Here is a 20,309-nt window from a genome sequence, read left to right on the forward strand (position 1 = left end):
AAAAGGTTATTATTATGAAGCAATCTGCTTAGATTGTTTTATTTGTTTCGTTTCTGGTAGTAGTAGATTTAATAGTACACCCACAATTGCTGCTAGTGCCATTCCTTCTACTTGGAACGATTCTCCTACGTGGAGTACCGCTCCACCAATACCGATTACTAGTATTACTGATGCAATCATTAAGTTTCGTTTGTCACTTAGGTCTGTTTTATCATCTACCATCATGCGTAATCCGCTTGATGCAATTACACCGAATAGTAAGATTGATACACCACCCATAACTGGTGTTGGGATCGAATGAATCAGTGCAGAAATCTTACCGATAAATCCGAACATGATTGCAAACACTGCTGAGCCGATGAATAAGTATACACTGTATGCTCTCGTAATTGCTAACACACCGATGTTTTCACCATACGTTGTATTCGGTGGTCCACCTATTAGTGATGCAATCAATGTTGCTATTCCATCACCGAAGATTGAGCGATGTAAACCTGGTTTTTCAATTAAATCTCTTTTAATAACATTTCCTAGTACAATTTGATGTCCGATATGTTCTGAAATTGTTACTAATGCTACTGGTACCATCAAGAGTACAATCTTCCACGAAAACTCCGGAGTATATGTTACAAATGGTACTGTGAAATCTGGTACAACAAACCATTTTGCCTCAGCTACCGGCTTTAAGTTTACTAGCCCTTGGAAGTAAGCAAAGATATATCCGCCGATAATGCCCAGTAACACTGGTATGATACTGAAAAACCCTCTTCCGAATATAGAGCAGATAATTGTAATTGCTAATGTTACTAATGCTACTGAAAAGTGTGTAAAGCTATATTTGCCATCCGCACCGTTCATCGCCATGTTAACTGCTGTATGTGCTAAAGCTAGACCGATTACCATTACGACTGGACCAACTACGATTGGCGGAAGTAATTTCATAATCCACTCTGATCCTGACTTCTTAATTCCGAGTGAGATTAAGATGTACACAAGTCCTGCAAACAAACCACCAAGCATTGCTGCTCCAGGTCCACCTGCTGTTTTCGCTGTTATAATCGGTGCGATAAAGGCGAATGATGATCCTAGATAGGCAGGTACTTGACCTTTCGTTATAAGAAGAAACGCTAGCGTTCCTAATCCACTTGATATTAATGCTACTGACGGATTCAATCCTGTTAAAAACGGAACAAGCACTGTTGATCCAAACATCGCGAACAAATGTTGTATACTTAAAAATAACCATTTTCCCGGTTTCGGTACTTCATTAACGTCTAACACTGGCTTTTGTTCCATTGTTACATCCTCCTTCAGTTTAAATCTTTGCAATAAAAAAACTCTTTGTGCCTGTGCACAAAGAGTCCTACACTTTCGTATGCCAAATTTGACATATGAAAGCCAAGACCCTTTGGCAGCCTCACAGGACTACATTTAAAAGGGCTTTACTTATCGTATATGCTTACTCGATCTTGTTGATCTGTCTCTTGCAAATCAACTTCGATACGCTCTTCACTTGATGTTGGAATGTTCTTTCCTACATAATCAGCGCGAATTGGTAGTTCACGATGACCTCTATCAACAAGAACCGCCAGTTGGATTTGTGATGGTCTACCTAAATCCATAAGAGCATCCATTGCTGCTCGAACTGTTCTTCCTGTATATAATACATCATCCACAAGGATAACTTTTTTCTTCGTAATATCTACAGGGATATCAGAACCTTTTACAAGTGGTTCTTCATTTTTCGATTGTAGTGTTAGATCATCACGATATAACGTAATATCTAGCTCTCCAACTTCCATTTCTTTTCCTTCAATTTGACCAATTCGTTCTGCCAAACGTTGTGCAATAAAAATTCCACGAGTTTTAATTCCGACAAGAACACAATTATCGACACCTTTATTTCGTTCCACGATTTCATGACTAATTCGTGTTAAAGCGCGGCGAATCATTTGGTCATCTAAAACGACAGCTTTCTCTTGCATGCTCTACACCTCCAAGCTTTTTTCTTGCGTGAGAGTAATGGTATAAAAAAAGTCCTCTCAGCGTGTGCGAGAGGACTTTTGAAAAAAGGGTACAGCATACCCTATATATTTCAAACCGTTACCTTCTCAACCTCACGGGGCTGTGTTAAAGGATCATTATTTAACTGTTGTCAGTATCTCAGTTTTCTTATGATTTGTCAATACTATTTCCGTAAAATATTTAATGCGTCTTCAAACACTTCTGGAATCGGTGCCTCAAACTGAATATATTCACCAGTACGAGGATGGTCAAACCCTAAAATACCTGCGTGAAGTGCTTGTCCATTCATGTCTAATGTTTTCTTCGGACCATACTTCGGATCTCCTGCAAGTGGATAGCCAATATATTTCATATGAACACGAATTTGGTGCGTACGTCCCGTTTCTAAGCGACATTCTACAAGTGTAAAATCTTTAAAGCGTTCTAACACCTGGAAGTGTGTAACAGCATTCTTACCATTTTCATCAACTGTCATGCTTTGACGTTCTTTCTTATCGCGACCAATTGGCGCATCGATCGTTCCTTTATCATGCGGAATCACACCGTGTACAATCGCTTTGTAACGTCTTGTTACTGTTTTTGCTACAAGTTGATTTACAAGTGACTCATGCGCCACATCATTTTTAGCAACCATTAATAGTCCAGATGTATCTTTATCAATACGATGCACAATACCAGGACGCATTACACCGTTAATACCTGACAGGTCTGTACAATGGTGCATAAGTCCGTTTACAAGCGTACCGCTTGTATGCCCTGGAGCTGGATGTACAACCATACCACGTGGCTTATTTACAACGAGTACATCTGCATCTTCATAATAAATTTCTAAGCCCATATCTTCTGCTTGGATATCTAACTCTTCTGGATCAGGAATCGTTACTGTAATTTCATCGTTTTCTTTAACTTTATAATTCACTTTTACCGATTTTCCATTAACTGTAACGACATCATCTTTAATCCATTGTTGTACTTGTGAACGTGACCATTCACTGTTTATTTCTGCAACGAATTTATCAATTCGCTCACTTTTTTGTTCTTCTGCAACTGTTACTTGTACTACTTCACTCATTCAATTACTCCTTCGTTTTCTTGCCTTCTAATAATGTTTGAATAATAATTAATACAACACCAATACATAATGCTGAATCAGCTATATTGAATACTGGATAGTTGTACGAGAAAATATACACGTGAATGAAATCCACTACTTCTTGTCTAAATACACGATCAATGAAATTACCAATTGCTCCGCCTAATATTAGACCTAATGAAATCCCTAGAAGTTTGTCTGTTTTCGCATATTTTTGCATATAAATTACGATAAATACTACAAAAACGACTGTAATAATGTAGAAAAACCACATTTTATTTTCTAAAATCCCCCAGGCAGCTCCTCTATTTCGATGTGATGTTATGTATAATACATTATCGATAATCGGAATGCTCGTACCCAATTCCATGTTCTTTACAATTAGCCATTTCGATATTTGATCGATGGCAATGACAAATAACGCTATTACATAATATATCATTTTCATTTCCCCCACAAAGACAGTGTACCTCAAAATTTTAGCATAGCTGCAACCTTTTCACAATGAACCTTTATAGAAGAATAAAATAAATTAAAAAAAGGTAATATAATATCGTTGTGCGCATTCATACATTTACTTTTTCATAGAAAAATTCATGAATGGTACGGGCAGTCGGCATCGTCTTCATTTGTTTTACCGAAATGGCTCTCCCCGTTTCTTCACAAATACCATACATATCTATTTCCATTTTAAATAATGCACGTTCTACATCTTTTAAGTCCTCTTTTATATCATGTAATAGGAGTTTTTTCTTTATCTCTTCCTTAATTTCATATCCAAGCTCTTCGCTAAACTCTGTATCATATTTGTGCATGACCTCTTTAGCTAGCCTCTCTTGTAACTCTTTTCGCATCAATTGCAATTCTTCTTTGATTTCCATATACATTTCATTCACGTGTACATTCCTCCCAGCTGCAATGTACGATTAGTGTGTCCGAAATTTCTATGCTTACCTCACACACATTTTTCCTTCATAGGAAAGAGAGTGAAAGTTATTTTAATATATCATCAACAAAAAAACTGACTGTACTTACGCACAGTCAGTTTTTTTATTATTTTACATAGTTTTCTTTAACAACTGTTGCACAACGCTCACATAACGTTTCATGTTCAGCGTCTTTACCAATTGTTTCTGAAACTACCCAACAACGTTCACATGTTTCACCAGTTGCTTGAGCAACAACAACCGCTGTATGCTCATACTTCGGCGCATCTGCTGGCGCTTCTTCCATCATACCACCAAGTTTATACTCAGAAACGATGAATAATTGCTTTAAGTCTTCGCTAATAGACTCTAACATAGTTTTCATTTCTACAGTCGGATATAGCGTAATACTTGCATTTAATGACTTACCGATTACTTTCTCATTACGTGCTACTTCTAACGCTTTTAATACGTCATCACGCAGCGTCATAAATGCATCCCATTTTGTTTTTAATGCTTCCGCACCATCTAATTGTACAGCTTCTGGCATATTAGTTAATTGTACACTTTCTTCTGTTACACCCGGAATGTATGGCCATACTTCATCAGCTGTATGCGGTAAGATTGGTGTTACAAGTTTCGTCAATGCAACAAGAACATCATATAATACAGTTTGAATTGCACGACGATCTTCATGGTTTGCACCTTCAATGTATAAAATGTCTTTTGCAAAGTCTAAGTAGAATGAACTTAAATCAATTGTACAGAAGTTATGAATTGCATGATACACAGCAGCGAAGTCGTATGTTTCATATGCTTCTTTTACTTTTGTAATTAAGTCATTTAATTTCACTAACATGTAACGATCTACTTCACGAAGTTCAGCTACAGCTACTGTATTTTCACTTGGCTTAAAGTCATCTAAGTTTCCTAATAAGAAACGGAATGTGTTACGGATTTTACGATACACTTCTGCTACTTGTTTTAAAATATCATCTGAAATACGTACATCAGATTGATAGTCAACAGAAGATACCCATAAGCGTAAAATATCTCCACCTAATTGATCCATAATTTTCTTCGGTACGACGATGTTTCCAATCGACTTACTCATTTTACGACCTTCACCATCTAATACGAAACCATGGCTTAGTACGCCTTTATATGGAGCTTTACCTGTTACAGCAACTGCTGTTGATAATGAAGAGTTAAACCAACCACGATACTGGTCAGATCCTTCTAAATATAAATCAGCTGGACGTTGTAAGTCTTCGCGCTCTTCTAATACTGCTTGGTGAGAAGAACCTGAATCGAACCATACATCCATGATGTCTGTTTCTTTACGGAATTCACCATTTGGGCTACCTGTATGTGTAAATCCTTCTGGTAATAGATCTTTCGCTTCACGCTCAAACCATACGTTAGAACCGTGCTCACGGAATAAATCTGCTACATGGTTAATTGTTTCATCTGTAATAATTGGATCACCATTCTCTGCATAGAATACAGGGATTGGCACACCCCATGCACGCTGACGAGAAATACACCAGTCACCACGGTCACGAACCATATTATGAAGACGAGTTTCTCCCCATGCTGGTACCCATTTTGTTTCCGCAACAGCTTCTAATAATTCTTTACGGAACGCTTCAATAGATGCAAACCACTGTGCTGTCGCACGGAAAATAATTGGTTTTTTCGTTCTCCAATCATGTGGGTATGAATGCGTAATGAATGTTAGCTTCAGTAACGCGCCTACTTCTTCTAATTTTTCTGTAATTGGCTTGTTAGCTTTATCATAGAATAAGCCTTCAAATCCAGGTGCTTCATTTGTTAATACACCTTTATCATCAACTGGGCAAAGTACTTCTAATCCATACTTTTTACCAACAACGAAGTCATCTTCCCCGTGTCCTGGTGCTGTATGAACACAACCTGTACCTGCATCTGTTGTTACGTGATCTCCTAGCATAACTAATGAATCACGATCGTAGAATGGATGTTTTGCAACTGTATACTCAAGTTCGCTACCTTTTACCGTTTTCACAACTTCAGCATTTTCCCACTCTAACGTTTTTGCAACTGTCTCAAATAGTTCAGAAGCAATAATATATTTTTCAGCATTTAATTTTACAATAGCGTATTCAAGTTCTGGGTGAACAGAAATACCTAAGTTTGCAGGTAACGTCCAAGGTGTTGTTGTCCAGATAATGAATTTCTCATCACCTTCTAATACGTTCTTTCCGTCTTTTACAGGGAATGCTACGTAAATAGATGCTGATTTTTTATCTTGGTATTCAATTTCAGCTTCTGCTAAAGCTGATTCACTCGTTGGAGACCAGTAAACTGGTTTCTGCCCTTTATAGATATAACCTTTTTTCGCCATATCACCGAACACTTTAATTTGTTGCGCTTCATAAGCCGGCTCTAAAGTAATATATGGGTTATCCCAATCTGCACGTACACCTAAACGCTTAAATTGTTCACGTTGACGTTCTACTTGTTCATATGCATACTCTGCACATAACTTACGAAACTCAGCAACTGTCATTTCTTTACGCTTTACACCTTTATTTGTTAAAGCTTGCTCAATTGGTAAACCGTGTGTATCCCAACCCGGTACATATGGTGCGCAGTAACCAGTCATTGATTTATAACGAACAATAAAGTCTTTTAACACTTTATTTAATGCATGTCCCATATGAATGTCACCATTCGCATATGGAGGTCCATCATGCAGTACAAATAAAGGACGACCTTTCGTATGTTCTTGTACCTTTTCATAAATATTCATTTCAGCCCACTGTTCTTGCATTGCAGGCTCACGTTTTGGTAAATTCCCACGCATTGGGAACTCTGTTTTTGGCATTAGTAATGTATTTTTGTACTCCATGCTCAATTCCTCCTTACATGTATAAAAGAAACACTTAAAAAACGGAATAAAAAAGAGACCTTCTCATCCCAAAAAGGGACGAGAAAGTCTCCCGCGGTACCACCCTAGTAGATCCTATACGTATGTATACAATCCTCTTTATATTCTTAACGCGAATATACGCCTACGCTTACTCTATTTGTTCAGCGCGGAACTCCAGGGTGATATTCCCATTATCTCCTTATCCTGAGCTTACACCATCCTCAGTTCGCTATATAAGGTATGAAAAAGGTACTTATCCCTATCTTCGTTTTTCTTAATAAATATGTTGTTTAAAATTATATGTAATAATGAGAAAAACGTCAAGCTTACACTGTTTCTTCTTTTTTCAACAGTTCATCTACTTCGTCTTCTAACTCAATTAGTTTATCCCAATCATCGTTGTTTAACATTTCAAGCTGTGTTTCTAATAACATACGGAAACGAGTGCGGAATACTTTCGCTTGTTTCTTTAGCTCTTCAATATCAAAGGCAACTTTTCTTGATTTTACTAACGCTTCGTTAATAATACGGTCTGCATTCTTTTCAGCTTCACGTACGATTAATTTTGCTTCTTTTTGCGCATTACGTTTTACTTCTTCCGCTGCTTCTTGTGCAACGATGATAGATTTGTTTAACGTATCTTCAATATTAGAGAAATGATCTAACTTCCCTTCTAATTGCGCAACTTTTTCTTCTAGAGCTTTTTTCTCACGAATGACTAATTCATAATCTTTGATAATTTGATCAAGAAACTCATTTACTTGATCTTCATCATAGCCACGGAATCCGCGACCAAATTCTTTGTTATGAATATCTAATGGTGTTAACGGCACAACGCCACCTCCAAGTAGTTATCTAAATTTCCTATTTCAATTATATCTTTTCTTCGACAAAATAGGAGGATTTCCTTCTAAAAAACCAATCATTTTAGTATACCATACAAAATTCTCCATTTGTCGCGCTTTGTTCTACCTTCTACAGAAAACAATTTACTTCGTCCATATCCTCTCACTGAAAAAACATCTCCTGGATAACATTCATAAGAAGTTTGCTCCACTGTTTTCCAATTAACTTTTACTAAACCATTTTTTATGAAAGGTTGTACTTTTTGTCTGGATATATGTAACATTTCAGCTAACATAACATCTAAACGAAGTGAAGAAACCGTTCCAGATTTCTCTCCCCACGTTTCTTGCATCTGTAGAATTTTTTCTCCTTGCACTGGTGATAAGGAGACTTTCACTTTCCCTATAGATTGTAAGTTCATCTCAATATAAGATACAACTTCTTTCGCGACTACAATTTGGGCACGATCTTCTTGAAGCAAAATATCACCACATTTTTCTCTCGTTAAACCAAGAGACATAAATGTACCTAATATTTGCCTATGTTCTAGCGTATAAAACTTGGAAGGGTAGTCAATTTCCAATACTTCTACTTGAAATTCCTCTTCATTCACTACTAGATAGTCCGGATAAATGAGTGCTCTCTTACGCTCTGCATGAGGCATTGCACCATCAAACTGTACAGCAACATCCCCTTGTCCTATTACCATAGTGACAATTTGTTGTTGTCTTGGATCAAGGAAGTCTGTTAACTTCACTTGATGGTACTCCGCTGCTCGCTTCCACTCTAACACCTTATCCACAAAGACCTCTTCATCGGGTCTGAAATGTTCATAGATGCTCATGTATTTAACCTCTTACTATAAGAAATAGTTGAATATACTTATTAAACCATTCGTAGCAAGCTTTAACGTGAAAATCGCAACGAGTGGAGAGATATCAATCATACCAAGCGGCGGAATAAATCTGCGAAATGGTTCTAAATACGGTTCACAAATACGCGCAAGAATTTCTCCAAAAGTTGATTCCTTTGCACCAGGGAACCATGATAGAAGAATGTAAATAATAAGTGCCCACGAGTAGATCTCGATAGCAGTAATTAAAACGTTTAAAACTGTTACCATGGCGTATTACCACCTCTTTATATTTGTGTCTTCTTCTTCACCGAATAACTCTGAAATTGCACCAACAATATCTACATTTTCAGGGGTACACATAAATGTTTTCGGTCCTATTTTTTGAATGTCCCCGCCTATAGCGTATACAGTACCACTTAAAAAGTCAACGATACGTACAGCTTGATCAGTAGACATTCGTTGTAAATTAATCACAACAGCTCGTCTACCTTTTAAATGGTCCGAAATCCCTTGTGCTTCCGAATATGTGCGTGGTTCTAATAAAACAACTTTTGAAGATTGCTTTGCCGTTTCAATGCTCACAACATTTTGTTTCGGTTGCGCTTTTGGAAACGCAACATCTTGTTGTTCTGGCGGATCTTGCTGCTTCTTCATGTCTGTTTGCTCCTTTTCATAACTATATTGAGCTGCTTCTTTTTCTTCCGGTGTATCAAAAAAGAAGTATTTTACTTTTGACCAACTCATAATAAGATTCTCCTTCCTTTTACGCTTTTCCTACTAAAATCGTCCCCAAACGAATATATGTAGCACCTTCTTCAATTGCAATCGTGTAATCATTAGACATTCCCATTGATAATTCTTTACATGGCGCATGTAATAATTCTAGCTCCTGCACCTCTGTTTGTAGCATACACAACTCCTTAAAACAGCGTCTGATTTCTTCCTCTTCTTCTGTAAACGGAGCCATTGTCATTAGTCCCACCACTTCAATCTTATCCAATTCTTGCAAACTTTGAATAAAAGAAACGGTTTCTTCTATTGCCAATCCTTGCTTTGATTCTTCAGATGATGTTTTCACTTGAATAAAACATTTCACTTTCTTATCAGCACGTTTTTGAATTTCTTTTGCAAGTGAAAGACGATCTAACGAATGTAAATAATCAATTTCATTAATGATTTCTTTTACTTTTCTCGTTTGTAATGATCCAATAAAATGCCAATTCACTTTTGAACCGAAATGTTCGTACTTCTGTAAGAAACTTCCATTTCTATTTTCACCTAAATCGATAATTCCAGCTTCAATTACTTCGTTTGTTTTTTCAATTCCTACCGTTTTTGTAACCGCAACGAGTTTAATATCTTGCAACGAACGTCCCGCTCGTACGCAAGATTGTTTAATTGCTTCATTTACAGTTGTTAAATTTTTTTGTACTGTCACTTGCTTTCTTCCTCCTTAAAACCTATGAAACTCAACATTCTTCCTGTCTTACCTTGATCACGACGATGAGAGAAAAATAGTTGTTCTTCACAGCTTGTACAAAGAGATGACATTACAATATTCTCTTCTTTTATGCCTGATTGTACACATAATATACGATTAATTTCTTTTAAATTAATTGCGTACTGCCCATCAGAAATTTTTTTATAAGGGACAGAGCCGTTTACTACTTGCTCTGCTGCTGTTAACACTCGATCATCAACAACGTAACAACAAGATCCAATTGCTGGTCCAATTGCAACATGAATTTCATCACTTGAAATCCCTTCTGCATTCCATTTTTGAATCATTTCCTTTGCAATCTCTTTTACAGTCCCTTTCCATCCAGCATGCGCAAGTCCTATCATACCATGTGATGGTGCATAAAAATAGAGTGGAACACAATCCGCGTAACATGATGTTAGAAGAACATCATTATTAGTCGTATAAATGCCATCTGTTTTTGAAATGCCGTCTTCATATGAATAGACGCCACTTCCTTTTTCCTGTTGTCCTACTTTTTCAACATGATGATCATGAACTTGTTCAGAGCAAATCCAGTTTTCTAATGGTTTTTGTAACTTATTTGCTAAAATGCGTCTGTTTTCATGAACGTTCTCCACGATATCATTCACATGTAATCCTAAATTCATCGCATGAAAGGAGCCCGTACTTACCCCACCATCTTTTGTCGTAAATCCAGCAGTAATGTTTCCAAGTTCTTTCCACGCTTGTAAATACAGTATACCGTCCACATATTTAAATGGTTGTCTCATAAAGTGACTCCTTTTAATTAAAATAACATAAAAAAGCATGGTACTTCCTGTCTATTTTACCATACTTTTATTTTTTCATAATGCCAACAGAAAAAAAAGAGGAATTTGTAATATTCTTTATGAAATTGTCGGTGTTTGTATTGATTCTGTTACAGAATTAACAGGATTTACTCTAACAAGTATGACATCTTCCCCAATTTTCATAATTTCCTCCCAAGGAATTACAATTTCTACATCCTTCCCAAAGATCCCTAACATACGTGCCTGTTTGGAAATAATAATAGACCCGATCTTCCCTGTGTTCATATCAATTTCAATATCTCCAATATTCCCAAGCCTTTTTCCATCTGAAACATTTATTATCTCTTTCATCTGCAACTCCGAAATTCTTATCATTTTCATCCTCTCCCTTATATATGACGAATTGAAAAAACACTGTTTCTCAAATTAACAGGAAGCACCCTCTACTAATCCCATATTATTTTCATTATATGAACACAGCTTCCCTACTATGAGCGAAGACAAACTATATTACATATAAAAAGGTTTCACCATAAATGGTGAAACCTTATCCTTGAATCGTCTTATTCATTTGTTTAATAGCTGATTTCTCTAAACGTGACACTTGTGCTTGAGAAATCCCAATTTCTTCTGCAACTTCCATTTGTGTCTTTCCTTGAAAGAAACGTTTTCGAATAATCATTTTCTCACGATCATTTAAACGCTTCATCCCTTCTTTCAGTGCTAACTCTTCAACCCACTGCTCGTCCTTTTGTTTTTCATCACTTAACTGATCCATAACAAAGATAGGATCTCCCCCATCGTTATAAATCGGTTCAAATAATGAAACTGGATCTTGAATCGCATCTAATGCAAAAACAATTTCTTCATGAGTCACTTCAAGCACTTTTGCAATATCCATTGCTGTCGGTTCTTTTGAATTTTCTGCAATCAATTTCTCTCTTACTTGTAACGCTTTATACGCAATATCTCGTAATGATCGAGATACGCGAATCGGATTATTATCACGCAAATATCTGCGTATTTCCCCAATAATCATCGGCACAGCATACGTTGAAAATTTTACATTTTGGCCTAAATCAAAGTTATCAATGGATTTCATAAGTCCGATGCAACCAACTTGAAATAAATCGTCAACATATTCTCCTCTGTTATTAAATCTTTGGATGACGCTCAGTACAAGACGTAAGTTTCCATTCACTAATTTCTCTCTTGCGCTTATCTCTCCACTTTGCATTTCACGAAATAATTTACGCATTTCATCATTTTTTAGTACGGGAAGTTTAGCTGTATCAACACCGCAAATTTCTACTTTGTTTCTCGTCAAAGTGTTCCCTCCTATCGTGAGTTGCTGTACAGTGTAAAGTATTTCCTTTGAAGGGGATTTTATGCATGCGGTTTTCTCTTCATTTTTCATTTTCGTTGTCTCTTCTCATACAACGAAAGAGAATAAGACCAGCCTAGATAACGGCTGGTCTTATTCTTTACACCATTTTATTAAATTCTTTTCGTAATCTTTTTATGATTCTTTTTTCTAAACGCGAAATGTATGACTGTGAAATCCCAAGCATATCCGCCACATCTTTTTGCGTCTTTTCCTCTTCTCCAGCAAGCCCAAACCGAAGTTCCATAATTTGTTTTTCACGATCATTTAATTGATGCAATGCTTTCATTAGAAGATGACGATCTACAGTAGCTTCTAAATCTTTTGTAATAATATCATCATCTGTACCTAATACATCTGATAACAAAAGTTCATTCCCATCCCAATCGATGTTAAGCGGTTCGTCAAAAGAAACTTCTGAACGATTTTTATTATTCCGACGCAAATGCATTAAAATTTCATTTTCTATACAACGTGAGGCATATGTCGCTAATTTTATTTTCTTTTCCGGATTAAATGTATTCACTGCTTTAATAAGGCCGATTGTTCCTATACTAATCAAATCTTCAATATTTATCCCTGTATTTTCAAACTTTCTTGCTATATATACAACTAACCGTAAGTTGCGTTCAATCAGTAACGATCTTGCTGCCTGATCTCCTTTTGGCAATTTATTCAAAAGAACTTCCTCTTCTTCTTTCGTTAACGGTGGTGGCAACGCTTCACTTCCACCGATATAATAAATTTCATCGGTCTTAATTCCTAATTTCAACAATACTTTATACCAAAGGTATACTAAATAAAATTTTAATTTCATCATATTATCCCGCCTCCCATTATTAAGCAATTACCATTTTTTGCGAAATTAACATTTTCGGATGCACAATACATTGATACTCTCCATTGGTTGACAACTGTTGTGTATTTAATCCAATCAATACTTTGCTGACTACAATAGAACTACCTTCATGATAAATTTGCACACTGTCTGGCTTAATTGCCCATAAAAATTGATTCTCTACTCCTACTGCTCTGAAAGGAATTAAGCGTAATTTTGTCGCCCAGCCAGAATCATTTTCTGGTATTTGAGGAATCTCTGTTTTGGAATAAATTTGTTCTGTTAACCAAGCTGGCAAGCAATGCTCTAATGATGAAATATGCATAATCATAACGGGTGTTTTTGTTAACGGGTCGTAAAGTTGGTTCCCACTATCAATTAAACCTGCGAGTTCTAGTTCCTCTTCAGCTAATTGAATTTTCAATTTCACAATTTGGTCATAGTGTATTTTTGTAACCTCTACGCTTTCAATACGCTTTTTAGAAAAATAATAAATTACTGGAAAACCAAAAACAACAAACAGCCAGCTAATTGGATCACCGTAAGAAATTGATTGAGATTGAACCAATCCATTTACCATTTCATTCGTTTGCAAAAAGAAATGAGTCCCAATTAACCCTCCGCCAACCATAAAGGTTACAAAGTAAAAAGTAAAAACAGTTTGTGCATAGTTTCTAAACGTTGTAAACCCAAATGCTGTATACACAATAAGTAACGAGTACAGTAGTTTCATAATTTGGATGTGTCATCATAGAAGCAAAAGGAGTAAAGGCAAAAATAACAATGGTTGAACCTATAAATGCCCCTAACACAAGCCTCCATCTTTTGATCTTCTTTTTTAACACGGTTGCTGTTAATAAAAGTAAAAGAAAATCAATGCAGGCGTTTAACAACCAAACAACGTCGGCGTAAACAACCAAACAATTCACCTCTTTTTTTAAGTTGAGACTAGTATAATGCATATCCAATAGGAAAGTGTGTCAATTTGCGGAGGTGTTTTTTTGTTATTTTGTGCTTTCTAGACAAAATCTGTCGGTAAAAAATAAAAGTATATGTTTCATAGAATACTATATCTTTTTACTTATATATTAAGTGAAACTTTAATCACCCCGCACCAATCAGGCTGCCCAGCAAATAGCGGGCTAAATCGAAATATATAAAATAAAAAAAGACCTGCTTAGCAGATCTTTTCCCTGTATAAAACAAAAAAGGAGCATAAAAGCTCCTTTTCTTTTATCGTCTACGACGGTTACGTAAGAATGCTGGAATATCGATGTCATCTGAATCTGTATGACGCTCATGCACAACCGGCTCTTCACGTTTCATTTCACGCTTAACTTCACGTTGTTTTGAAGGTTGAGCTACTTGCTGTTGCTGTTGTTGCGTGTGATTCGCAGTCGGACGGATAATTGGTTTTGGTGGCTGCGTCGAAGCACTATCATCAAAACCAGTTGCAATTACAGTTACAACGATATCATCTTTTAATCCTTCATTAATAACAGAACCGAAGATCATATTTACTTCTGGATCTGAAGCTGAAGCTACAATGTCTGCCGCTTCTTGTACTTCATATAAGCTTAAGTTAGCTCCACCCGTAATGTTCATGATAACACCTTGAGCTCCATCAATAGATGTTTCTAATAATGGACTAGAAATCGCTTTTTTCGCAGCTTCAGCAGCACGATTTTCTCCATTACCAGAACCAATACCCATTAAAGCAGAACCTCTATTAGACATAATTGTCTTTACGTCTGCGAAGTCTAAGTTAATTAAACCTGGTGTTGCAATTAAATCAGAAATACCTTGAACACCTTGACGTAATACGTTATCTGCTTCACGGAATGCTTCTAACATCGGCGTATTTTTATCAACAATCTCTAATAAGCGATCGTTTGGAATTACAATAAGTGTATCTACATTTTCTTTAAATGCCGCAATACCAGATGCTGCTTGCGTTGCACGTTTACGTCCTTCAAATGTAAATGGACGTGTCACAACACCAACTGTTAATGCACCTAATTCTTTTGCAACTTGAGCAACAACTGGAGCTGCACCAGTTCCAGTTCCGCCGCCCATACCAGCAGTTACGAAGACCATATCCGCACCACGAAGTGCTTCTTGGATCTGTTCTTTACTTTCTTCTGCAGCTTTTTTCCCTACTTCAGGGTTTGCACCTGCACCAAGTCCACGTGTTAATTTTCCACCAATTTGCATTTTTGTTTCAGCTTTTGATAGATTTAATGCTTGTGCATCAGTATTCACAGCGATAAAGTCTACACCTTGTACACCGTGTTCAATCATACGGTTTACAGCATTGTTTCCGCCACCGCCGACACCGATAACTTTTATATTTGCTAATTGATCTTGAGTAGTATCAAACTCTAACATGTCGAAATCCCCCTAGAACCTCATTTTTCGTGTCCAATTTTAATCCCATAAATAACGGAATACACGTTTTACTTTTGACATCATACGTTCATCATTTTGATTATTATTGTTTTGATTACGAGTTTTTTGTTTCGCAGGTTGCTGTTGTACCGGCGTTGGTGCTGGTGCTGGTACTGGTTCAAAATGTTCTTGCTTTTCCTGCACATTTTTTCCACGTAATTTAGCTTTTTGATAAGAATGTTTAATTAATCCTACTCCACTTGTATATTGGGGCTCACGCACACCAATATAATCAGGAGTCGCTATACGAACATTTTCATGTAAAATATCATATGCAAGATCAAGAACACCCGGCATAGAAGCAATTCCACCAGTTAGTACATAGCCAGAAGCTACTTGCTTTACTCCTAACTTACGCACTTCATCTTGAACAAACATTAAAATTTCCTCTACACGAGCCTCTATTATATCCGATAATTCCAACTGAGAATATTGTTCTGTTTGATCGCTTCCCATAATAGGAACCGTAAACATCTCTTCTTCAGATGCTGTATCATAAAAAGCATGTCCATATTTCAACTTTATTTGATCTGCATTGTCTGTTGAAGTTTTCAACCCAATCGCAATATCCTTCGTTATATGGTCTCCACCTAACGGTAATACGCTCGTCGCTTGTAACTCTCCATCTTTAAAAATAGATAAAGTTGTAGATCCTCCCCCCATATCAACAAGGGCTACTCCTCTATTTTTTTCATCTGAAGATATAGCAACTGTTGCAGCCGCTAAAGGTTGAAGACAAATATCAACTATTTCAAGACCTGCTTTTTCTACACAACGAAGTAGGTTATGTAGTAAAGTCCTCGAGCCTGTTATAAGTGTACCTTCCATTTCTAATCTTACACCGATCATCCCGCGTGGATCGTTAATCTCGTCAAGACCGTCTACGATGAACTGTCGAGGTACCACATCAATAAACTCACGCTCTGGAGCAATTGACACAACTTGTGCTGCATCTAGAACGCGTAAGACATCTTCATTCCCGATTTCACGATCTTCATTTGAAACAGCGACTACTCCGTGACAAGGAAGTAGCTGTACCTGGTTTGCATTGACACCTACTACAACTTGCTCAATGTGGATTCCCACCATGCGCTCAGCTTGTTCAATTGCTTTTTTAATTGATCGAACAGTCTCGTCTATATCAACTATCGATCCCTTCTTTAAACCATTTGATTTTACATTTCCAACACCAATAATGTTTAAGCTGTCATTAACCATTTCACCAATGATGACTTTAACATTGGATGTACCGATGTCAAGACTAACATATATTTCATTGCTGTTCATTCTTTGGCACCTCCTTCTTTATTTATACCATACAACTCAATATATGGAACAACAATCGCAACTTTACTATTTATAAGAAAAATATTCAACGTCTTTATACGTTTCCCTTTTTTAACCCTATATTTTTCTTATTTTTATTTAACATTCATTTAAGAATATCGCAGTAAACTTTGAATAACTGCTTATCTTGAAATAATTCTATTTCAAGTGTAAAGATTACCGCCAAGTATAAGTCTACACTAAGATGTACTCATAGAAAAGTGAAACTTGTACCAATCCTAGTATGAATCTAAGAATTTTTACATCTTTTTCATCAAATGAACCATTCTTGTAAATTCAGATGCATTCAATAGAACGTTCGTTTCGTTTTTTCTACAGGAACGTAGTAAAAACTATCGTTCTATTCTTTTTTTTCTTCCGCTCCTAATTCTTTCGTATATGCCCCTACTTCTAAATCAATTAATACCTTTTTACCCGGCTCAATTGTTTTTAAGATAAGCGGATAAGCTTCCATACGCTTTGCGAAATTTTGAATCGTAGTGCTCACTTCGTACCCTTCGTTCATATATAAAGTAAGATGATCTTCATTCGCATTCGTCGGTGAATAACGAATTTCAGAAATAGACCTTAAAATAGTTGGTGTTAATTTTTCAAGCTCAGCAATTAACTCCTTCATTTTTTCCTCTTTAAAAGGTTCAAAAATTGGTGCTGCAACAGGAAGTTTTCCGTTCGGAAGTACATCAAGTGTTTTCCCGTTCTCTAGTAACGGTTGTAATTTCCCATCTTTGTTTATATAACCAATCGTTAAATATTCTTCAATATGAACATCAATTTTATTTGGAAAACGTTTTTTTACATTTACTGCTTTAATTTCTTTTCGTTTCGTTAGGTTTTCTTCTGCTTTATGTGCTGTCACTCGGAAATAACTTGTATCATACGTCACACCTGATTCCTTCATCACTTGTTCATCTGTCATATAATGATTTCCAAACACACTTATCTTTTTGATATTGCTTAGCGGAGACCGAAAATAAATTAAAAAGAGCACTAATAAAAATAAAATTGATATGTATAAAATCAACCGATGATTAACATTTTTCTTGTTTTTCTTCTGTTGATTTTTTAACTTTGGTACACGATCCTGTAGTTTAATCACTTTACTATTTTTCATGTACGATCCCCCTACGTAACATAAAAAACGGCATGTTCCTCATGCCGTTCTTATCTTCTTATTATAACATAAATGATAATGAGCGGAACGAATAACCGTTATCTTCCAATGATTTCTACTTCTGTATGCATTTCTACGCCAAATTTATCCTCGATTGTTTGTTTTATTAATGCAATTAAAGATAAGACATCTTGCGCACTGGCTCCCCCAGTGTTAATAATAAAATTCCCATGCATTTCAGAAATTTGAGCTCCGCCTATTTGATAACCACGAAGCCCCGCCTTTTCTATTAAGTCTCCTGCAAAGTATGGGATTGGATTCCGAAATATGCTTCCTGCACAAGGATGATTCCACGGCTGTGTTTCACGACGGTAGTCTTTATTCTTTTGCATGACGCTTACGATTCCCTCACGCTCCCCTACCTGCAATTGAAACTCAGCTTCCAAAACAATACCAGGACGTTTCGTTTGCAATACAGAAGTACGATAGGAAAACTCCATTTCTTCATGTGTTAACCAATCAATTGTTCCGTTTTCAAACAAAATAAGAGCTTTTGATAATATGTTTGATATATCCGATTTATGTGCTCCTGCATTCATATACACTGCACCACCAACACTTCCTGGAATACCACTGGCAAATTCCAGGCCAGATAACCCTTGACGACTAAGTAAAGTTGATAATTTAATAAGGGGATACCCACCACCAACTCTTACTCTATGTTTTTCGACTTCTAAGTGGTCTAATCCTTCTCCTAAACGAATAACGACACCTTCTATACCTAGATCAGATACAAGAAGGTTCGAACCTCGACCAATTACAGTCCACTTTGTTTTATATTTTTTTACTAACTGCAACGTTTTTTCAATACTGGCAACATGCTTTGGCACAATTAAAATATCAGCTGGTCCACCTATTTTCATAGTGGTATAACACGCTAACGCTTCATTCACTAACACGCGACCAACATTTGCTTCTATAAGCTCATTTACTAATTGCTCCATAAACAATCTCCCCCATACTAAGTATCCTTATTACAGTAGTATGCAGGGCGTTCACCTAACGTTATTTTTTTACAAGCTTATTCATTACTTCATACAGCTTATTTGCTGCATCTGGAATACCTAATTGCCCCGCAGCCAGCTTCATATTTTGTAATGTTTGTGCATCCAATAAAATCTCATCAATATCACGAATAAGCGTTTCTGCTGTTAAATCTTTTTCAAGCAACATTTTTGCTGCTCCTTTATCGACAACGGAACGTGCATTCTTTTCCTGATGGTTATTTGTTACGTAAGGACTCGGTATTAACACACTTGGCTTACCTAACGCGGTTAATTCTGCAAGTGTTGTTGCCCCCGCTCTTGAAACAACAAGATCTACACCTGTAAGTACCTCTGGCATATTATGAATGAAAGGTTTAATAATAACATTATTCGGATTCCCTTTTTGCTTCACTGCTTCCATCACTTTGTCATAATGAACTTCACCTGTTACATACAATATTTCGTAACTTTTATTTCCAAACTGTTCAATTGCCTCTACGAAAGCATCGTTAATCGGTCTAGCCCCACGACTTCCACCAAAAATAAGTACCGATTTTTTAGGAAGAGATAAACCTACTGAACGTTTTCCTTTCATTCCATTCTGATCCATTACTTCTGATGCTCTTGGATTTCCTGTCATCACCACTTTTGACTGTGGAAAATGTTCTGCAGCCGCTTCAAAACAAACCGCAACTTTATCAACATAGCGGCTTAAAAATTTATTCGTTACACCAGGTACACTATTTTGTTCATGTACAATGGTTGGAATACCTAATTTTGCTGCAGCATATACAACTGGTCCACATACATATCCACCCGTTCCAATCACAATATCTGGATTAAAACGACGAATATATCGTTTACTATCTTGTACACCCTTTAGGAAACGCATCACCGTTTTCACGTTATCTAACGATATTTTACGCTTAAATCCACTTATAACAATAGATTGAAACGGTATGCCTGCTTTTGGAACGATCGTGCTCTCTAATCCACTCTCCGTACCAATATATAAAAACCTTGCTTCCGGATTTAATTTTTTTATTTCTCTTATTAGAGCAAGAGCCGGATAAATATGACCTCCAGTGCCCCCACCACTTACTAATACACGCACTACTAACTCCTCCGCTTCTCTTTTCTTATTTCAGTCGTATTTATTTCTATATACATCATGTTTCTTCGCGCACATACGAAAAACCCT

Annotated in this window: 20 protein-coding genes, 1 pseudogene and 1 other annotated feature; all 21 genes and pseudogenes read right to left on the reverse strand. The window is 36.6% G+C overall.

Going from position 1 to position 20,309, the window contains the following annotated elements:
• Window positions 1-12: 12 nt before the first annotated feature.
• Entirely contained in the window at window positions 13-1,296 is a 1,284-nt protein-coding gene (gene uraA, locus GFJ36_RS20205; RefSeq protein WP_000435919.1) for a uracil permease, read from the reverse strand.
• Between the two features lie 146 nt (window positions 1,297-1,442).
• Window positions 1,443-1,985, reverse strand: a complete 543-nt coding sequence (pyrR, locus tag GFJ36_RS20210; protein ID WP_001156490.1) for a bifunctional pyrimidine operon transcriptional regulator/uracil phosphoribosyltransferase — start codon at window positions 1,983-1,985, stop codon at window positions 1,443-1,445.
• Window positions 1,986-2,188: 203 nt separating this feature from the next.
• Window positions 2,189-3,097, reverse strand: coding sequence for an RluA family pseudouridine synthase (locus GFJ36_RS20215; RefSeq protein WP_000005846.1), 909 nt, complete (start codon window positions 3,095-3,097; stop codon window positions 2,189-2,191).
• Window positions 3,098-3,101: 4 nt separating this feature from the next.
• A complete protein-coding gene (gene lspA, locus GFJ36_RS20220; RefSeq protein WP_000642186.1) occupies window positions 3,102-3,560 on the reverse strand; it encodes a lipoprotein signal peptidase LspA in 459 nt (152 codons plus the stop codon).
• 124 nt (window positions 3,561-3,684) lie between these two features.
• Window positions 3,685-4,014 (reverse strand): TraR/DksA C4-type zinc finger protein, encoded by a 330-nt coding sequence (locus GFJ36_RS20225; RefSeq protein ID WP_001004658.1) that lies wholly within the window; start codon window positions 4,012-4,014, stop codon window positions 3,685-3,687.
• Between the two features lie 157 nt (window positions 4,015-4,171).
• A complete protein-coding gene (ileS2, locus tag GFJ36_RS20230; protein ID WP_097889659.1) occupies window positions 4,172-6,937 on the reverse strand; it encodes an isoleucine--tRNA ligase in 2,766 nt (921 codons plus the stop codon).
• Between the two features lie 71 nt (window positions 6,938-7,008).
• Window positions 7,009-7,233, reverse strand: a binding site (T-box leader).
• Between the two features lie 51 nt (window positions 7,234-7,284).
• On the reverse strand, window positions 7,285-7,791 hold the full coding sequence (divIVA, locus tag GFJ36_RS20235; protein WP_001131609.1) for a septum site-determining protein DivIVA: 507 nt from the start codon (window positions 7,789-7,791) through the stop codon (window positions 7,285-7,287).
• Window positions 7,792-7,880: 89 nt separating this feature from the next.
• Window positions 7,881-8,648 carry a YlmH family RNA-binding protein gene (locus tag GFJ36_RS20240; protein ID WP_097889658.1) on the reverse strand — a complete coding sequence of 256 codons (768 nt, stop codon included), beginning with the start codon at window positions 8,646-8,648 and terminating at the stop codon, window positions 7,881-7,883.
• Window positions 8,649-8,663: 15 nt separating this feature from the next.
• Entirely contained in the window at window positions 8,664-8,927 is a 264-nt protein-coding gene (locus GFJ36_RS20245; protein ID WP_000259082.1) for a YggT family protein, read from the reverse strand.
• A 6-nt stretch (window positions 8,928-8,933) separates the two neighbouring features.
• The gene (locus tag GFJ36_RS20250; RefSeq protein ID WP_000119131.1) at window positions 8,934-9,404 is read right to left on the reverse strand and encodes a cell division protein SepF; all 471 of its coding nucleotides are present in this window, start codon (window positions 9,402-9,404) and stop codon (window positions 8,934-8,936) included.
• 19 nt (window positions 9,405-9,423) lie between these two features.
• On the reverse strand, window positions 9,424-10,098 hold the full coding sequence (locus GFJ36_RS20255; protein ID WP_097889657.1) for a YggS family pyridoxal phosphate-dependent enzyme: 675 nt from the start codon (window positions 10,096-10,098) through the stop codon (window positions 9,424-9,426).
• Window positions 10,095-10,913 carry a peptidoglycan editing factor PgeF gene (pgeF, locus tag GFJ36_RS20260; RefSeq protein WP_046956465.1) on the reverse strand — a complete coding sequence of 273 codons (819 nt, stop codon included), beginning with the start codon at window positions 10,911-10,913 and terminating at the stop codon, window positions 10,095-10,097. Before pgeF ends, GFJ36_RS20255 begins: the two co-directional genes overlap by 4 nt.
• Before the next feature lie 117 nt (window positions 10,914-11,030).
• A complete protein-coding gene (locus GFJ36_RS20265; protein ID WP_000619414.1) occupies window positions 11,031-11,309 on the reverse strand; it encodes a YlmC/YmxH family sporulation protein in 279 nt (92 codons plus the stop codon).
• 172 nt (window positions 11,310-11,481) lie between these two features.
• On the reverse strand, window positions 11,482-12,261 hold the full coding sequence (sigG, locus tag GFJ36_RS20270; protein ID WP_000197753.1) for an RNA polymerase sporulation sigma factor SigG: 780 nt from the start codon (window positions 12,259-12,261) through the stop codon (window positions 11,482-11,484).
• Window positions 12,262-12,418: 157 nt separating this feature from the next.
• Entirely contained in the window at window positions 12,419-13,138 is a 720-nt protein-coding gene (gene sigE / locus GFJ36_RS20275; RefSeq protein ID WP_000976947.1) for an RNA polymerase sporulation sigma factor SigE, read from the reverse strand.
• Window positions 13,139-13,157: 19 nt separating this feature from the next.
• Window positions 13,158-14,076, reverse strand: a pseudogene (spoIIGA, locus tag GFJ36_RS20280) (sigma-E processing peptidase SpoIIGA).
• A 313-nt stretch (window positions 14,077-14,389) separates the two neighbouring features.
• Entirely contained in the window at window positions 14,390-15,544 is a 1,155-nt protein-coding gene (gene ftsZ / locus GFJ36_RS20285) for a cell division protein FtsZ (RefSeq protein WP_000888983.1), read from the reverse strand.
• Window positions 15,545-15,583: 39 nt separating this feature from the next.
• Window positions 15,584-16,891: a cell division protein FtsA gene (ftsA, locus tag GFJ36_RS20290; protein ID WP_048546087.1), complete on the reverse strand. Its 1,308-nt coding sequence runs from the start codon at window positions 16,889-16,891 to the stop codon at window positions 15,584-15,586.
• 400 nt (window positions 16,892-17,291) lie between these two features.
• Window positions 17,292-18,062, reverse strand: a complete 771-nt coding sequence (divIB, locus tag GFJ36_RS20295) for a cell division protein DivIB (RefSeq protein WP_000798232.1) — start codon at window positions 18,060-18,062, stop codon at window positions 17,292-17,294.
• A 98-nt stretch (window positions 18,063-18,160) separates the two neighbouring features.
• Complete coding sequence (gene murB / locus GFJ36_RS20300; protein WP_088064306.1) at window positions 18,161-19,066, reverse strand: UDP-N-acetylmuramate dehydrogenase; 906 nt, start codon at window positions 19,064-19,066, stop codon at window positions 18,161-18,163.
• Window positions 19,067-19,127: 61 nt separating this feature from the next.
• A complete protein-coding gene (gene murG, locus GFJ36_RS20305; RefSeq protein WP_001265424.1) occupies window positions 19,128-20,222 on the reverse strand; it encodes an undecaprenyldiphospho-muramoylpentapeptide beta-N-acetylglucosaminyltransferase in 1,095 nt (364 codons plus the stop codon).
• Window positions 20,223-20,309: the final 87 nt, after the last annotated feature.

The sequence above is a fragment of the Bacillus sp. EE-W1 genome (assembly GCF_009760835.1).
GTDB classification, from domain to species: Bacteria; Bacillota; Bacilli; order Bacillales; family Bacillaceae_G; genus Bacillus_A; species Bacillus_A wiedmannii.

Excerpts from the sequence above, each read along its gene's own strand:
- murB (WP_088064306.1), bottom strand. The coding sequence starts at position 19,066 with ATGGAGCAATTAGTAAATGAGCTTATAGAAGCAAATGTTGGTCGCGTG.
- GFJ36_RS20265 (WP_000619414.1), bottom strand. The coding sequence starts at position 11,309 with ATGATAAGAATTTCGGAGTTGCAGATGAAAGAGATAATAAATGTTTCA.
- lspA (WP_000642186.1), bottom strand. The coding sequence starts at position 3,560 with ATGATATATTATGTAATAGCGTTATTTGTCATTGCCATCGATCAAATA.
- ftsZ (WP_000888983.1), bottom strand. The coding sequence starts at position 15,544 with ATGTTAGAGTTTGATACTACTCAAGATCAATTAGCAAATATAAAAGTT.
- divIB (WP_000798232.1), bottom strand. The coding sequence starts at position 18,062 with ATGAAAAATAGTAAAGTGATTAAACTACAGGATCGTGTACCAAAGTTA.
- GFJ36_RS20240 (WP_097889658.1), bottom strand. The coding sequence starts at position 8,648 with ATGAGCATCTATGAACATTTCAGACCCGATGAAGAGGTCTTTGTGGAT.
- GFJ36_RS20250 (WP_000119131.1), bottom strand. The coding sequence starts at position 9,404 with ATGAGTTGGTCAAAAGTAAAATACTTCTTTTTTGATACACCGGAAGAA.
- uraA (WP_000435919.1), bottom strand. The coding sequence starts at position 1,296 with ATGGAACAAAAGCCAGTGTTAGACGTTAATGAAGTACCGAAACCGGGA.
- GFJ36_RS20245 (WP_000259082.1), bottom strand. The coding sequence starts at position 8,927 with ATGGTAACAGTTTTAAACGTTTTAATTACTGCTATCGAGATCTACTCG.
- pgeF (WP_046956465.1), bottom strand. The coding sequence starts at position 10,913 with ATGAGACAACCATTTAAATATGTGGACGGTATACTGTATTTACAAGCG.
- sigE (WP_000976947.1), bottom strand. The coding sequence starts at position 13,138 with ATGATGAAATTAAAATTTTATTTAGTATACCTTTGGTATAAAGTATTG.
- pyrR (WP_001156490.1), bottom strand. The coding sequence starts at position 1,985 with ATGCAAGAGAAAGCTGTCGTTTTAGATGACCAAATGATTCGCCGCGCT.
- ileS2 (WP_097889659.1), bottom strand. The coding sequence starts at position 6,937 with ATGGAGTACAAAAATACATTACTAATGCCAAAAACAGAGTTCCCAATG.
- ftsA (WP_048546087.1), bottom strand. The coding sequence starts at position 16,891 with ATGAACAGCAATGAAATATATGTTAGTCTTGACATCGGTACATCCAAT.
- GFJ36_RS20215 (WP_000005846.1), bottom strand. The coding sequence starts at position 3,097 with ATGAGTGAAGTAGTACAAGTAACAGTTGCAGAAGAACAAAAAAGTGAG.